Source organism: Marinomonas profundi, from assembly GCF_020694005.1.
Taxonomy (GTDB): domain Bacteria; phylum Pseudomonadota; class Gammaproteobacteria; order Pseudomonadales; family Marinomonadaceae; genus Marinomonas; species Marinomonas profundi.
Map to the genome: position 1 here is coordinate 1,485,970 of NZ_CP073013.1, position 14,830 is coordinate 1,500,799.

At 45.4% G+C, this 14,830-nt stretch carries 26 protein-coding genes; all 26 read right to left on the minus strand.

Going from position 1 to position 14,830, the window contains the following annotated elements:
• Window positions 1-43: 43 nt before the first annotated feature.
• Entirely contained in the window at window positions 44-157 is a 114-nt protein-coding gene (rpmJ, locus tag J8N69_RS06955; RefSeq protein WP_110577380.1) for a 50S ribosomal protein L36, read from the minus strand.
• 22 nt (window positions 158-179) lie between these two features.
• Window positions 180-1,511, minus strand: coding sequence for a preprotein translocase subunit SecY (gene secY, locus J8N69_RS06960; RefSeq protein WP_168826654.1), 1,332 nt, complete (start codon window positions 1,509-1,511; stop codon window positions 180-182).
• Entirely contained in the window at window positions 1,512-1,946 is a 435-nt protein-coding gene (gene rplO, locus J8N69_RS06965) for a 50S ribosomal protein L15 (RefSeq protein WP_100637475.1), read from the minus strand. It lies immediately after the preceding gene.
• Between the two features lies 1 nt (window position 1,947).
• On the minus strand, window positions 1,948-2,133 hold the full coding sequence (gene rpmD, locus J8N69_RS06970) for a 50S ribosomal protein L30 (protein WP_111608639.1): 186 nt from the start codon (window positions 2,131-2,133) through the stop codon (window positions 1,948-1,950).
• Window positions 2,134-2,139: 6 nt separating this feature from the next.
• Window positions 2,140-2,640, minus strand: coding sequence for a 30S ribosomal protein S5 (gene rpsE, locus J8N69_RS06975; RefSeq protein WP_168826652.1), 501 nt, complete (start codon window positions 2,638-2,640; stop codon window positions 2,140-2,142).
• Window positions 2,641-2,650: 10 nt separating this feature from the next.
• Entirely contained in the window at window positions 2,651-3,001 is a 351-nt protein-coding gene (rplR, locus tag J8N69_RS06980) for a 50S ribosomal protein L18 (RefSeq protein ID WP_168826650.1), read from the minus strand.
• A gap of 10 nt (window positions 3,002-3,011) precedes the next feature.
• Window positions 3,012-3,545 (minus strand): 50S ribosomal protein L6, encoded by a 534-nt coding sequence (gene rplF, locus J8N69_RS06985; protein ID WP_168826648.1) that lies wholly within the window; start codon window positions 3,543-3,545, stop codon window positions 3,012-3,014.
• A gap of 8 nt (window positions 3,546-3,553) precedes the next feature.
• Entirely contained in the window at window positions 3,554-3,946 is a 393-nt protein-coding gene (gene rpsH / locus J8N69_RS06990) for a 30S ribosomal protein S8 (protein WP_168826646.1), read from the minus strand.
• 129 nt (window positions 3,947-4,075) lie between these two features.
• Entirely contained in the window at window positions 4,076-4,381 is a 306-nt protein-coding gene (gene rpsN, locus J8N69_RS06995) for a 30S ribosomal protein S14 (protein WP_168826644.1), read from the minus strand.
• Between the two features lie 12 nt (window positions 4,382-4,393).
• On the minus strand, window positions 4,394-4,933 hold the full coding sequence (gene rplE, locus J8N69_RS07000; protein ID WP_012071924.1) for a 50S ribosomal protein L5: 540 nt from the start codon (window positions 4,931-4,933) through the stop codon (window positions 4,394-4,396).
• A 17-nt stretch (window positions 4,934-4,950) separates the two neighbouring features.
• The gene (gene rplX, locus J8N69_RS07005) at window positions 4,951-5,268 is read right to left on the minus strand and encodes a 50S ribosomal protein L24 (RefSeq protein WP_168826635.1); all 318 of its coding nucleotides are present in this window, start codon (window positions 5,266-5,268) and stop codon (window positions 4,951-4,953) included.
• Window positions 5,269-5,285: 17 nt separating this feature from the next.
• Window positions 5,286-5,654 (minus strand): 50S ribosomal protein L14, encoded by a 369-nt coding sequence (gene rplN / locus J8N69_RS07010; RefSeq protein WP_067020125.1) that lies wholly within the window; start codon window positions 5,652-5,654, stop codon window positions 5,286-5,288.
• A 51-nt stretch (window positions 5,655-5,705) separates the two neighbouring features.
• Window positions 5,706-5,966: a 30S ribosomal protein S17 gene (gene rpsQ / locus J8N69_RS07015; protein WP_168826633.1), complete on the minus strand. Its 261-nt coding sequence runs from the start codon at window positions 5,964-5,966 to the stop codon at window positions 5,706-5,708.
• A gap of 1 nt (window position 5,967) precedes the next feature.
• Window positions 5,968-6,159 (minus strand): 50S ribosomal protein L29, encoded by a 192-nt coding sequence (gene rpmC, locus J8N69_RS07020; protein WP_012071928.1) that lies wholly within the window; start codon window positions 6,157-6,159, stop codon window positions 5,968-5,970.
• Window positions 6,160-6,573 (minus strand): 50S ribosomal protein L16, encoded by a 414-nt coding sequence (gene rplP, locus J8N69_RS07025; RefSeq protein WP_012071929.1) that lies wholly within the window; start codon window positions 6,571-6,573, stop codon window positions 6,160-6,162.
• 10 nt (window positions 6,574-6,583) lie between these two features.
• Window positions 6,584-7,264 carry a 30S ribosomal protein S3 gene (gene rpsC / locus J8N69_RS07030; RefSeq protein ID WP_012071930.1) on the minus strand — a complete coding sequence of 227 codons (681 nt, stop codon included), beginning with the start codon at window positions 7,262-7,264 and terminating at the stop codon, window positions 6,584-6,586.
• Window positions 7,265-7,278: 14 nt separating this feature from the next.
• On the minus strand, window positions 7,279-7,611 hold the full coding sequence (gene rplV / locus J8N69_RS07035; protein ID WP_067037070.1) for a 50S ribosomal protein L22: 333 nt from the start codon (window positions 7,609-7,611) through the stop codon (window positions 7,279-7,281).
• Window positions 7,612-7,625: 14 nt separating this feature from the next.
• Entirely contained in the window at window positions 7,626-7,901 is a 276-nt protein-coding gene (gene rpsS / locus J8N69_RS07040; RefSeq protein WP_012071932.1) for a 30S ribosomal protein S19, read from the minus strand.
• Between the two features lie 15 nt (window positions 7,902-7,916).
• Window positions 7,917-8,741 carry a 50S ribosomal protein L2 gene (gene rplB, locus J8N69_RS07045; RefSeq protein ID WP_168826631.1) on the minus strand — a complete coding sequence of 275 codons (825 nt, stop codon included), beginning with the start codon at window positions 8,739-8,741 and terminating at the stop codon, window positions 7,917-7,919.
• 14 nt (window positions 8,742-8,755) lie between these two features.
• Window positions 8,756-9,052, minus strand: coding sequence for a 50S ribosomal protein L23 (gene rplW, locus J8N69_RS07050; protein WP_012071934.1), 297 nt, complete (start codon window positions 9,050-9,052; stop codon window positions 8,756-8,758).
• Entirely contained in the window at window positions 9,049-9,654 is a 606-nt protein-coding gene (gene rplD, locus J8N69_RS07055) for a 50S ribosomal protein L4 (protein WP_168826629.1), read from the minus strand. Before rplD ends, rplW begins: the two co-directional genes overlap by 4 nt.
• Before the next feature lie 12 nt (window positions 9,655-9,666).
• Entirely contained in the window at window positions 9,667-10,305 is a 639-nt protein-coding gene (gene rplC, locus J8N69_RS07060; protein ID WP_168826627.1) for a 50S ribosomal protein L3, read from the minus strand.
• Window positions 10,306-10,433: 128 nt separating this feature from the next.
• Window positions 10,434-10,745 (minus strand): 30S ribosomal protein S10, encoded by a 312-nt coding sequence (rpsJ, locus tag J8N69_RS07065; protein WP_012071937.1) that lies wholly within the window; start codon window positions 10,743-10,745, stop codon window positions 10,434-10,436.
• 208 nt (window positions 10,746-10,953) lie between these two features.
• Window positions 10,954-12,177 (minus strand): elongation factor Tu, encoded by a 1,224-nt coding sequence (gene tuf, locus J8N69_RS07070; protein WP_168826626.1) that lies wholly within the window; start codon window positions 12,175-12,177, stop codon window positions 10,954-10,956.
• A gap of 35 nt (window positions 12,178-12,212) precedes the next feature.
• Window positions 12,213-14,306: an elongation factor G gene (gene fusA / locus J8N69_RS07075; protein WP_168826624.1), complete on the minus strand. Its 2,094-nt coding sequence runs from the start codon at window positions 14,304-14,306 to the stop codon at window positions 12,213-12,215.
• Window positions 14,307-14,327: 21 nt separating this feature from the next.
• The gene (gene rpsG / locus J8N69_RS07080; protein ID WP_012071940.1) at window positions 14,328-14,801 is read right to left on the minus strand and encodes a 30S ribosomal protein S7; all 474 of its coding nucleotides are present in this window, start codon (window positions 14,799-14,801) and stop codon (window positions 14,328-14,330) included.
• Window positions 14,802-14,830 lie beyond the last annotated feature (29 nt).

Here is a 14,830-nt window from a genome sequence, read left to right on the forward strand (position 1 = left end):
ACATAAATCAACCACCCTTTCCTATCATCGAGCGTATTCGCAATTAGCCTTGACGCTGCTTATGACGAGGCTCAATACAAATCACTCGAACTGAACCGTTACGACGAACGATTTTACAGTTACGACAGATTTTCTTTACAGATGCACGTACTTTCATATGTTCAACTCCAACCTTACGCTTAGCGCATTAGGCCATTTGGACCATAACCAGTCAGATTAGATTTCTTCATTAATGACTCGTATTGCTGACTCATCAGATGACTTTGCACTTGCGACATAAAGTCCATGACAACCACTACTACGATCAACATAGAAGTACCGCCAAAGTAGAATGGAACATTCCACGCAACAACAAAGAACTGAGGCATCAATGACACTAGCGTGATGTACAAAGCACCAAACAGCGTCAAACGAGTCATTACACCATCAATATATCGAGCAGTATGATCGCCTGGACGAATACCCGGCAAAAACGCACCGGATTTTTTCAAGTTATCTGCCACATCTTTAGGGTTGAACACCAGTGCTGTGTAAAAGAAGCAAAAGAAAACAATTGCTATCGCAAACAACAACACATAGAGCGGTTGCCCAGGAGCCAAAGCCAAAGAGGTATTTTGCAACCATTCCATCCCCTCACCTTGACCGAACCATTGTCCGATAGAAGCCGGGAATAAAAGAATACTTGAAGCAAAAATAGGCGGAATAACACCGGCCATGTTTACTTTAAGTGGCAAATGGCTCTTTTGTGCAGCAAACACCTTTTTACCCTGTTGACGCTTAGCATAATTCACCGTAATACGACGTTGACCACGTTCGATGAAAACAACGAAAGCAACCGTCGCAATGGCTAATATACCAATGAGCAACAAGGCCAAAATATTAATATCGCCTTGACGAGCCGATTCAAATGAACGCCCAAGAGCAGATGGCAAACCAGCAACGATACCAGCAAAGATCAATATGGAAATACCATTACCAATCCCTTTCTCAGTAACTTGCTCGCCCAACCACATTAAGAAAACTGTACCCGCAACAAGCGTCACCACAGCAACAGCATAAAACTCCATGCCACTACTAAACGAGATGCCCTGACTTGCCAAACCAACCGCCATACTAGCAGATTGGACAAGGGCAAGAAGCACGGTACCATAACGAGTGTATTGAGTTATCTTACGACGACCCGCCTCACCCTCTTTCTTTAACTGCTCAAGCTGCGGACTCACAACCGTCAATAACTGCATAATAATAGAGGCAGAAATATAGGGCAAAATCCCGAGCGCAAGAATACTCATGCGCTCAAGCGCGCCCCCTGAGAATACGTTAAATAAACTCAGAATAGTGCCTTCATTTTGATCAAACAGTGCTGATAACCTGTCAGGATTAATACCTGGAACAGGGATATGGGCACCGATTCGGTATACAATAATTGCTAAAAACACAAACCGTATGCGAGCCCAAAGCTCGCCAAGTCCGTTTTGCATTCCAGCAGGTAGTGAGCCACGCTTTGCCATTTATTCCTCGACTTTTCCGCCAGCCGCCTCAATAGCAGCACGAGCACCTTTAGTCACTTTAAGACCGCGTACCGTGATAGCCTTGTCAATAGAACCAGACAAAATCACACGAGCCGTCTTAATTTGATGACCAAGAATGTCGGCGCTTTTAAGAGCAGCCAAATCTACAACTTCAGCATTTACAGCAGCAAGCTCGTTTAAACGAACCTCAGCAACATACTTTGCCTGACGTGAAGTAAAACCAAACTTTGGCAGACGACGCTGCAAAGGCATTTGACCGCCCTCAAAACCAGGTTTTACTGAGCCACCAGAACGAGATTTAAGACCTTTATGGCCTCGTCCGCCGGTTTTGCCCAAGCCGCTACCAATGCCGCGACCAACACGTTTAGGAGCATGTTTGCTACCTTCGCCAGGACGAAGTGTATTTAAGAACATGTTATTCCCCTACCACTTTAACCATGTAATAAACTTTATTAACCATACCGCGTACAGAAGGAGTATCTTCCAACTGACGAGTTTGGCCAACTTTACGCAAACCCAAGCCTTTAACAGTTTCACGGTGCTTTGGAAGACGACCGATCGGGCTGCGGGTTAGTTGAACTGTGATGGTATTATTCGCCATAACACATTACCCCAAAATTTGATCGACTGACTTACCGCGTTTCGCTGCGATTTGCTCAGGCGCTTTCATATCCTGCAAACCTTTGATCGTAGCACGAACTACGTTTACAGGGTTTGTAGAGCCATAACATTTTGCCAATACATCGTGCACACCAGCAATTTCAAGAACCGCACGCATCGCACCACCGGCAATAACGCCAGTACCTTGAGACGCAGGCTGCATGTAAATGTTGGACGCGCCATGATTCGCTTTAATAGGATACTGCAAAGTACCACCATCAAGCTTAACTGAAACCATGTTGCGGCGTGCTTGTTCCATTGCTTTTTGAATTGCTTGAGGAACTTCGCGTGCTTTACCACGACCAAAGCCAACTTTACCTTTACCATCACCAACGACTGTCAAAGCAGTGAAAGAGAAGATACGACCACCCTTTACTACTTTAGCAACGCGGTTTACTTGTACTAGCTTCTCTTGGAGGTCGCTAGTTTGTTGATCATTAACTGCCATTTGCTACCCCTTAGAACTCTAGACCGGCTTCACGTGCAGCGTCAGCAAGAACTTGAACGCGGCCATGATACTTGAAGCCAGAACGGTCAAAAGCGACCGAAGTGACACCTGCTTCTTTAGCGCGTGTAGCAATCAAAGTGCCGACTTCTTTAGCCGCTACCTTGTTGCCTGTCGCTGAGCCACGAAGAGCTTCTTCAAGAGTAGAAGCGCTAGCTAGCACTTTGCTACCACAAGGAGAAATCACTTGAGCATACATATGGCGTGGTGTGCGATGTACAGTAAGACGATTCGCACCTAAGTCACGAATATGCAAACGAGCACGACGTGCACGACGAATCCGAGATTGTTTTTTAGTGTTCATGAATGCCTACCTACTTCTTCTTAGCTTCTTTACGACGAATTACTTCGTCAGAATAGCGAACACCCTTGCCTTTATATGGCTCTGGTGGACGGAAACCGCGAACTTCTGCAGCAACCTGACCAACGGATTGTTTATCAATACCACGAATCACGATTTCTGTTTGAGAAGCACATTCAGCTGTGATGCCTTCAGGTAGCTCGTAATCTACTGGGTGAGAGAAACCCAGAGACAGGTTAAGCACATTGCCTTTAAGCGCAGCACGGTAACCAACACCTTGAAGAAACAATCTTTTCTCAAAACCTTGGCTAACACCAACAACCATGTTGTTAACCAAAGCGCGAGTGGTACCAGCTAAGGCACGGCTTTGTTTTGCACCATCGCGCGCAGCGAAGGTAATAACATTTTCTTCTTTAGACACTTGTACGCTTGTGTGAACATTAAACTCTAAAGAACCTTTGCCGCCTTTTACAACAACAGTTTGTCCATTTAGGGTTAAATCTACACCACTAGGAAGCGTCACGGGACTATTAGCAACTCGAGACATACTAACTCCTAGAATACTGTGCAGATTACTTCGCCACCGATACCAGCAGCACGAGCTGCACGGTCTGTCATCACACCTTTAGAGGTAGAGATGATTGCAACACCAAGGCCAGCTTCTACTTTTGGTAAAGCAGACGTGCCTTTGTATTGACGCAAACTTGGGCGAGATGCGCGTTTGATTTGTTCGATAACTGGCTTACCTTCGTAATATTTCAATTCGATAGTAAGCGTTGGCTTAACTGCTTCATCGATAGAGAAGTTACCTACGTAACCTTCTTCGCGTAAAACAGCAGCAATTGATGCCTTCATTTTTGATGAAGGCATGCTCACAGAAGTCTTTGCAGCCATCTGTGCATTGCGAATACGTGTAAACATATCCGCAAGGGTATCTTGCATACTCATTTAAGAGCTCCTAATTTAAAAACCATTGTGCAGCAAATAGAGCTCGCGCATAGTACACAGCAGCGAGCACAATGTCCAGTATTTAGACACTCCACTCACTGCCATATATTATGATAGCGCTTTACTTGCTTACCAACTAGCTTTCTTCAAGCCTGGAACGTCGCCACGCATCGCTGCTTCACGCAGTTTGATACGAGACAGGCCAAAACGACGGTATACACCGTGCGGACGACCTGTAATTTGGCAACGATTACGCTGACGTGAAGAAGATGAATCGCGTGGCAACGCTTGTAATTTAAGCGTTGCATCCCACTTTTCATCATCCGATGCATTAACGTCGCTAATGATCGTTTTTAGAGCGGCACGCTTTTCAGCATACTTAGCTACTAATTTGGTACGCTTTGCTTCGCGCTGAATCATTGATACTTTAGCCATGATTCCTACCTCTTATTTCTTGAAAGGGAAACTAAAGGCGGCTAGCAAAGCACGACCTTCTTCGTCGGTACGAGCAGTCGTTGTAATGGTAATATCCATACCACGTACACGGTCCACTTTATCGTAGTCGATCTCTGGGAAGATGATCTGCTCTTTAACACCCATGCTGTAGTTACCACGACCATCGAAAGACTTAGGGTTAAGTCCACGGAAGTCACGGATACGTGGAATAGCAACATCAACCAAACGGTCAAAGAAATCCCACATACGCTCACCACGTAGCGTCACTTTACAACCGATCGGATAACCGTCACGGATTTTAAAGCCTGCTACAGATTTACGCGCCTTAGTCACTACAACTTTCTGGCCGCTAAGTGCTTCAAGATCATTTACCGCATGCTCAAGAAGTTTCTTGTCTGCGATAGCTTCACCAACACCCATATTTAATGTGATTTTAGTGATTTTCGGCACTTCCATCACGTTTTTGTAGCTAAACTCTTCTGTCAGTTTTGCTACAACTTGATCTTTATAAACTTGCTTAAGTCTCGCCATGGCTATAATTCTCGCTCTTAGGCGTCGATCGCTTCACTATTTGATTTAAAAACACGCACTTTCGTACCGTCTTCATTCAATTTAAAGCCGACGCGATCCGCTTTACCCGTAGCACTGTTAAAAATGGCTACATTGGAAACCTGGATAGGTGCTTCTTGCTCAACGATACCGCCAGTTGATCCTTTCATAGGATTTGGCTTCTCGTGTTTCTTAACAGTATTAATGCCAGAAACTAGAACTCGATTTTCGTCTACTACCTTAACAACTTTACCGCGCTTGCCTTTATCTTTACCAGCAATCACGATAATTTCGTCGTTACGTTTGATTTTGCGCATAATGTCCCCTCTCCCTCTTACAGCACTTCAGGTGCAAGAGAAACAATTTTCATGAACTGCTCAGTTCGCAATTCACGTGTTACAGGGCCAAAGATACGAGTACCAATAGGCTGTCCTGAAGCATTCAATAGAACCGCTGAGTTTACATCAAAACGGATCACTGAGCCATCAGAACGACGAACACCTTTCTTAGTCCTAACGACAACTGCGTTTAGAACCTGCCCTTTTTTAACACGACCACGAGGGATCGCTTCTTTTACTGTGACCTTAATAATGTCACCGATAGCAGCATAACGACGATGTGAGCCACCCAGTACTTTAATACACTGAACACGCTTTGCGCCGCTGTTATCTGCAACATCAAGCATCGATTCTGTTTGAATCATAACTGCTCTCCAATCAAATTAGATAACAAGTCTCACGAGGGAAGAAGCAGCTTATACAGCTGCTGCTTTCTCAACAACTTGAACCAGATTCCAAGTCTTAGACTTAGAGTAAGGGCGTGTTTCTACGACCTTAACGGTATCACCGATCTGACACTCATTGTTTTCATCGTGAGCGTGTAGTTTGGTCGAACGACGTACAAACTTACCGTATAAAGGGTGTTTCTCCGTACGCTCAACCAGTACCGTGATGGTTTTATCCATCTTGTCGCTTACTACTTTACCAGTAACGGTACGCGCTTTTGTTTCTGCCATCTTAGTTACCTGCCTTATCATTTAGCACGGTTTTAACACGTGCGATATTGCGGCGAACTTGCGAGAGCAAATGAGTTTGCGCTAACTGACCAGTGGCTTTCTGCATACGCAGAGTAAATTGCTCACGTAGCAGTTCAATCAAGGTCGCTTGTAGCTCAGCTACAGACTTTTCTTGCATTTCTTTTGCTTTCATCTACATCACCGTACGCGTTACGAAAGTTGTGGACAGAGGAAGCTTAGCAGCAGCCAACGCAAACGCTTCGCGTGCTAACTGTTCTGAAACGCCCTCAACTTCATAAAGCATTTTTCCAGGTTGGATCTGCGCAACCCAGTATTCTACGCTACCCTTACCTTTACCCTGACGAACCTCAAGAGGCTTCTGAGTAATCGGCTTATCAGGGAACACACGAATCCAGATTCTACCACCACGCTTGATGTGACGAGTCATTGCACGACGCGCCGCTTCAATTTGACGAGCAGTAAGACGACCACGTTCAGTGGACTTCAATCCGAATTCACCAAAGCTAACTTGGTTTCCGCGAAGAGCAAGACCGCGGTTACGGCCTTTTTGCATCTTGCGGAACTTAGTACGTTTCGGTTGTAACATGACTTACCCCCTACTTAGACTTCTTCTTTTGTGCGCCTTTGTCAGCTCGCACTTGTTCAATACCGCCCAAGATTTCGCCTTTGAAGATCCACACTTTTACGCCAATGATGCCGTAAGTTGTAGCTGCTTCATAAGTAGCGTAGTCAATGTCAGCGCGTAGAGTGTGTAGAGGCACACGGCCTTCACGGTACCACTCAGCACGTGCAATTTCTGCACCGCCTAAACGACCACTCACCTGAACCTTGATACCTTTTGCGCCTGCACGCATAGCATTTTGTACCGCACGCTTCATAGCACGACGGAACATAACGCGACGCTCAAGTTGGCTTGCAATATTTTGCGCAACCAACTTCGCATCCATTTCAGGCTTACGAATTTCTTCGATGTTGATGTGGACAGGTACGCCCATCATTTCAGAAACTGCATTACGTAGCTTCTCAACATCTTCACCTTTCTTACCAATCACGATGCCTGGACGGGCAGTGTGAATTGTAATACGGGCTGTCTGAGCAGGGCGCTGGATCTCAATACGAGAAACAGAAGCCTGGACCAATTTTTTCTCCAGGAACGCACGAACCTGAAGATCGTTTAATAACAGCTTAGAGTAGTTTTGATTGTTCGCATACCAAGTAGAAGTATGATCTTTAACTATCCCTAGGCGTATACCAGTTGGATGAACCTTCTGACCCATTGGGTTTCTCCTAATTAGTCAGCGACTTTAACTGTAATATGGCAACCGCGTTTTAGAATACGGTCAGCACGGCCTTTGGCACGTGGCATAATACGTTTCAGAGTCATTGCCTCATCAACGTAAGCCGTAGACACACGCAAGTCATCTACATCAGCACCTTCGTTATGCTCAGCGTTAGCTATAGCAGACTCTAGTACTTTCTTGACAATTACTGCCGCCTTCTTAGGACTGAACGTTAAAATGTTCAGTGCTTCGCTAACAGATTTGCCGCGGATTTGATCTATAACCAAACGGGCCTTCTGCGCTGAGAGGCGAGCACCCTTCAATGAAGCGCTTACTTCACTCATGTTAATACCCCTTATTACCGTTTGGCTTTCTTGTCCGCAGCATGACCACGATATGTACGGGTCGGAGCGAACTCACCCAATTTATGACCGACCATATCTTCAGTTACTAGAACTGGAACATGCTGGCGACCATTATGGACAGCGATAGTCAACCCTACAAAATCAGGGAAGATAGTAGAACGGCGTGACCAAGTTTTAATTGGACGACGATCATTTTTCTCTACCGCAGCCTCTACCTTTTTCAACAAATGAAGGTCGATAAAAGGACCTTTTTTTAGTGAACGTGGCACAGTCGTTTCCTCTTATTACTTAGTACGGCGACGTACAATAAGTTTGTCAGTACGCTTGTTGCTGCGTGTTTTGTAACCTTTAGTAGGCACACCCCATGGCGTAACTGGGTGACGACCACCTTTGCTACGACCTTCACCACCACCATGTGGGTGATCCACTGGGTTCATCGCCGCACCGCGAACGGTAGGACGAACACCACGCCAACGCGTAGCACCAGCTTTACCAAGAACTCGTAAGCTATGCTCAGAGTTTGATACTTCACCTAAAGTAGCGCGACATTCTGTCAATACTTTACGCATTTCACCTGAACGTAGGCGAAGCGTAACGTAACGACCTTCACGAGCAACTAGCTGAGCAGAAGCACCGGCAGAACGGGCAACTTGTGCACCTTTACCTGGCTTAAGCTCGACACAGTGTACGGTACTACCAACCGGAATATTTTGCAGAGGCAAAGTATTACCCGCTTTGATAGGCGCATCTGCACCACTAAAAACAACATTGCCAGCGACCATACCTTTAGAAGCGATAATGTAACGACGCTCACCATCAGCATATTTAATCAATGCAATATTTGCAGAACGGTTTGGATCATATTCCAAACGCTCAACTACCGCAGAAATCCCATCTTTATTACGACGGAAATCAACCATACGGTAATGCTGCTTATGACCACCACCTACGTGACGCGTAGTGATGCGTCCGTTATTGTTACGTCCACCAGATTTGCTTTTTTTGTCTAGCAAAGGTGCATACGGTGCGCCTTTGTGCAAATCGTTGTTGGTAACTTTAACAACGTGACGACGGCCTGCAGACGTTGGCTTACTTTTAACAACAGCCATTGACCTATCTCCCCTTATTCAGCGACCATGAAATCAATGTCTTGACCTTCAGCCAAACGTACATACGCTTTTTTCACGTCTTTACGCTTACCTAGACCACGAACTGTACGCTTAGTTTTACCTTTATGGTTCAACGTACGAACAGACTCAACTTTGACTTCAAAAAGCGCTTCGATAGCTTGTTTGATTTCAGGTTTAGTTGCATCACCAGTTACACGAAAAACATACTGACCATTGCCTTCGGCTACGATCGTTGCTTTTTCGGAAATATGTGGACCCAACAGAACTTTATAAATACGTTCGCCGATCATGCTAGTGCCTCCTCAACTTGTTTCAGAGCACCAACTGTCACCAACACTTTGTCGTAAGCAATCAAGCTAACAGGGTCGATAGACGCTGCATCACGTACATCTACGTTAGGAATGTTGCGAGCCGCTAAGAATAAATTGCTATCCAACTCGTGGGAAACAATTAAAGCGTTCTCAATATTCAATTCTGCCATTTTTGCTATGAAGAGCTTAGTTTTTGGAGCTTCCAATTTAAGATCTTCAACCACAACAAGACGGTCTTGACGTACAAGTTCAGACCAGATGGTGCGCATTGCTGCACGATACATCTTCTTGTTCACTTTCTGAGAGTGGTCTTGTGGTTTCGCAGCGAAAGTAACACCACCAGAGCGCCATAAAGGGCTACGGATAGTACCTGCGCGTGCACGACCAGAACCTTTTTGTTTCCAAGGTTTGCGTCCACCACCTGCTACTTCAGAGCGAGTTTTTTGTGCGCGTGAGCCTTGACGAGCGCCAGCCAAGTAAGATGTTACTACTTGGTGAACCAACGCCTCGTTATATTCACGAGCAAAGGCTACATCAGAAACTTCTACTGTTCCTTCCGCGCCTGTTAGATTCAAGTTCATTGTCTACCCCTCTTAGCGAGCTTTAACAGCTGATTGAAGAATAACATCACCATTTACTGCACCAGGTACGGCACCTTTCACAAGGATAAGGTTACGTTCTGTGTCTACACGAACCACTTCTAGTGATTGAGTAGTGACTTGTGCAGCACCCATATGGCCAGCCATCTTCTTGCCTTTCCAAACACGACCAGGTGTTTGACATTGGCCGATAGAACCAGGTGCACGGTGAGACAATGAGTTACCATGTGTAGCATCTTGCATACTGAAATTATGACGCTTAATGGCACCTTGAAACCCTTTACCCTTTGATTGACCAGTTACATCAACCATTTGGATAGATTCGAAATCAGCAACAGTTAGCTCATCACCAACATTGATTTCTTTTTCGTCACCTGCCAGGCGGAACTCCCACAAACCACGACCTGCTTCAACATTCGCTTTTGCATAATGACCCGCAGCAGCTTTGTTAACGCGGCTCGAACGGCGAGAACCTACAGTAATCTGAATAGCTTGGTAGCCATCAGTTTCTGTTGTTTTCACCTGAGTAACGCGGTTCGGTTCAACCTCGATGACGGTTACTGGCACGGATACACCCTCTTCAGTGAAGATACGTGTCATTCCGGCTTTGCGTCCGACTAATTGAATAGCCATTTTTTACCTCATTTGCCAGTTGTGTATGGGGCTATCACCCGCTACGGCTGATCATTCCAGATCATTCCACTATTGTGCATATAGCCGACTGATAACCAGCCGGTTGTCGCACCCCAAACTTTGAGCTATTAACCCAAAGAAATTTGTACTTCCACGCCTGCCGCAAGATCTAGCTTCATCAAAGCATCAACTGTTTTTTCAGTTGGCTCAACGATGTCTAGAACACGTTTGTGTGTACGGATTTCATACTGATCACGCGCATCTTTATTTACGTGTGGAGAAATCAATACTGTATAACGCTCTTTGCGAGTAGGAAGTGGAATCGGTCCACGCACTTGCGCACCTGTACGCTTCGCTGTGTCCACAATTTCTTGTGTTGAAGCATCGATCAAACGATGATCAAACGCTTTCAGACGAATACGGATTTTTTGGCTTTGCATTTCCAACTCCAAATACAATGTTTTAATGACTTAACTGTACATTTATTAAGCCACAATCCTTTTTTAAGGACGGCGAATATTAGCTATTCGAAAACTGGTTGTCAAGTAACCAATTTCTGAACAAACAAAATAAACCATAAAATAAAAAGGCCACCCGATATGCGAGTGGCCTTTTTCTAAATCAAAGCAAGCAGATATTACTATCTAATTACTTAAGGATTTTAGCTACAACACCAGCACCAACTGTACGACCACCTTCACGGATCGCGAAACGTAGACCTTCGTCCATCGCGATTGGGTGAATTAGCTCAACAGTCATTTGAATGTTATCGCCAGGCATAACCATTTCTACGCCTTCAGGAAGAGAACACGCACCCGTTACGTCAGTTGTACGGAAGTAGAACTGTGGACGGTAGCCTTTAAAGAATGGCGTATGACGACCACCTTCATCTTTACCCAACACGTAAACTTCTGCTTCAAACGTAGTGTGAGGAGTGATTGAACCAGGCTTAGCCAATACTTGACCACGCTGAACATCTTCACGCTTAGTACCACGAAGAAGGATACCACAGTTCTCACCAGCACGACCTTCGTCAAGAAGCTTACGGAACATCTCAACACCAGTACAAGTTGTTTTGATAGTATCAACGATACCAACAATCTCAACTTCTTCTTGGATTTTAACGATACCACGCTCAACACGACCAGTAACAACCGTACCACGACCCTGGATAGAGAATACGTCTTCGATTGGCATTAGGAATGCACCGTCGATAGCACGCTCTGGCTCAGGAATGTAAGCATCTAGAGTTTCAACCAATTTCTTAACTGCAGTTGTACCCATTTCGTTGTCGTCTTCGCCTTTCAACGCCATTAGCGCAGAACCTGGGATGATTGGAGTGTCATCACCTGGGAAGTCGTATTCAGAAAGAAGGTCACGCAACTCCATCTCAACCAATTCTAGCATTTCAGCGTATTCTTCAGAATCCGCACCACCACAGTCTTCAGCCAACAAGTCAGACTTGTTCAAGAAAACAACGATGTAAGGAACACCTACTTGACGAGAAAGAAGGATGTGCTCACGAGTCTGAGGCATTGGGCCATCAGTCGCACCACAAACTAGAATAGCGCCATCCATTTGAGCAGCACCAGTGATCATGTTTTTAACATAATCGGCGTGTCCAGGACAGTCTACGTGTGCATAGTGACGAGTTGGAGAATCATACTCTACGTGAGAAGTAGAGATAGTGATGCCACGCTCACGCTCTTCAGGAGCATTATCGATACCGTCAAAAGCAACGGCTGTACCGCCAAATACTTCTGCACATACACGAGTCAATGCTGCTGTTAGCGTTGTTTTACCATGGTCAACGTGACCGATAGTGCCAACGTTAACATGTGGTTTATTACGTTCGAATTTACTCTTTGCCATGATACATACACCTTAAGAATTAGTAAGTATGATGATTAATCTTCATTTTTGATGATCGCGTCTGCCACACTAGCCGGTGCTTCAGCGTATTTCTCAAACTCCATTGCATAACTTGCACGCCCTTGCGACAAGCTACGCACGTCAGTTGCATATCCGAACATCTCCCCGAGAGGAACTTCAGCACGAATAATCTTCCCTGACGGGGAATCGTCCATCCCCTGAACAACACCGCGACGACGATTCAGGTCGCCCATCACATCGCCCATGTATTCCTCAGGAGTTACAACTTCCACTTTCATTACAGGTTCAAGAACGCAAGGATCAGCATCAGCCGCTCCTTTTCTTAGCCCCTGAGAAGCCGCAATTTTAAAGGCCATTTCGTTAGAGTCAACATCATGGAACGAACCATCGATCAGCACAACCTTGATACCCAATAATGGATAACCAGCGATCACACCGTTCTTCATTTGCTCTGAAACACCCTTTTCTACTGCAGGGATGTATTCTTTAGGAATAGCACCACCAACAATCTCGTTAACAAACTCAAGCCCATCTTTATCAGTTGGGATTAACTTCATTACGACGTGACCGTACTGACCACGACCACCGGATTGACGCACAAATTTGTGATTAACCACCACTTCTTTGCGAATTTTCTCCCGATAGGAAACCTGAGGCTTACCAATGTTTGCCTCCACCTTAAACTCGCGACGCATACGGTCAACCAGTATATCAAGATGCAGTTCACCCATACCGGAAATAATTATTTGACCCGTCTCTTCGTGTGTCTCCACTCTAAAAGATGGATCTTCTTGCGCCAGTTTGCCCAGCGCAACCCCCATTTTATCTTGATCAGCCTGAGACCTTGGCTCAACAGCGACCGATATAACAGGTTCTGGAAACTCCATACGCTCAAGCACAACGACATCATTCATATCGCAAAGCGTATCGCCCGTAGTGACGTATTTCATTCCTACTACAGCAGCAATATCACCCGCCAATACTTCTTTGATTTCTTCGCGATTATTAGCGTGCATCTGAACCATTCGACCAATGCGCTCACGCTTATGCTTCACAGAATTGTAAACCGCATCACCGGAACGTAACACCCCAGAATACACTCGAATAAATATCAATGTACCAACAAATGGGTCTGTCGCTATCTTAAATGCCAACGAAGAGAACGGATCCTCATCATTCGCACTACGAGTCACGACCGTTTCACCATCTTCAAGCGTCCCTTCAATCGCTTTAACTTCAAGCGGTGAAGGCAAATATTCAACAACCGCATCCAAAACAGCCTGAACGCCTTTGTTTTTAAAGGCTGAACCACACGTTACCAAAACAATCTCATTGGACAACGTACGAATTCGCAGACCGCTTTTTATCTCATCAACAGATAACTCACCCTCTTCAAGGTACTTATCCATCAACTCATCATTCGCCTCTGCTGCCGCCTCAACCATGAATTCTCGCCACTCTAGCGCGTCATCAAGCAAATCCGCAGGCACCTCCTCCAAAGTGAAGGTCATCCCATGGTCTTCTTCATTCCACACTATCGTTTTCATCAAGACTAAATCAATAACACCTCTGAAATCTTCTTCAGTGCCAACATTAATCTGAATCGGAACCGCATTAGCACCAAGACGCGTTTTTAACTGACGCACAACCGAAAAGAAATCCGCCCCAGTACGGTCCATCTTATTGACGAAAACCATACGAGGAACTTCATACTTGTTTGCTTGACGCCAAACCGTCTCGGTTTGAGGCTGCACACCCGAAGAACCACAAAGCACAACAACAGCACCATCTAACACACGTAAAGAACGCTCTACTTCAATGGTAAAGTCTACGTGCCCAGGCGTGTCTATAATATTGACACGGTGCTCTTCAAACTGTTTATTCATTCCACTCCAGAAGCAAGTTGTTGCTGCTGAAGTTATCGTGATACCACGCTCTTGCTCTTGCTCCATCCAATCCATTGTTGCCGCGCCATCATGCACTTCACCAATTTTATGAGACAAGCCAGTGTAAAAAAGAACGCGTTCAGTTGTCGTCGTTTTACCTGCATCAACGTGCGCACAAATACCGATGTTACGGTAGCGGTTGATAGGTGTTTTACGTGCCACTGTGTATCCTTCTCCGGATGATTAGAAACGGTAGTGAGAGAATGCTTTGTTAGCTTCTGCCATGCGATGAACGTCTTCACGTTTCTTAACAGCAGAACCTTTGTTTTCAGCAGCATCTAGGATTTCGCCAGCTAGACGTAAAGCCATGGATTTTTCACCACGCTTACGAGAAGCATCAACCAACCAACGCATAGATAAAGCGGCGCGGCGAGCTGGACGAACCTCTACAGGAACTTGGTAAGTCGCACCACCAACACGGCGAGATTTAACCTCAACCATTGGCTGGATAGACTCTAGTGCTTTTTCGAAGATAGCCATAGGCTCTTCAGTCTTAGCGCGTGCTGCAACAGTGTTTAGCGCATTGTAAACGATGCTCTCTGCAACAGACTTCTTACCACTAACCATTACATGGTTAATGAATTTAGCGAGAATCTGGCTTCCGTGTTTAGGATCCGGAAGGATTTCACGCTTAGCGACGACGCGTCTTCTAGGCATATCTATATCCTCTTCAGGTTCGCCCGAGA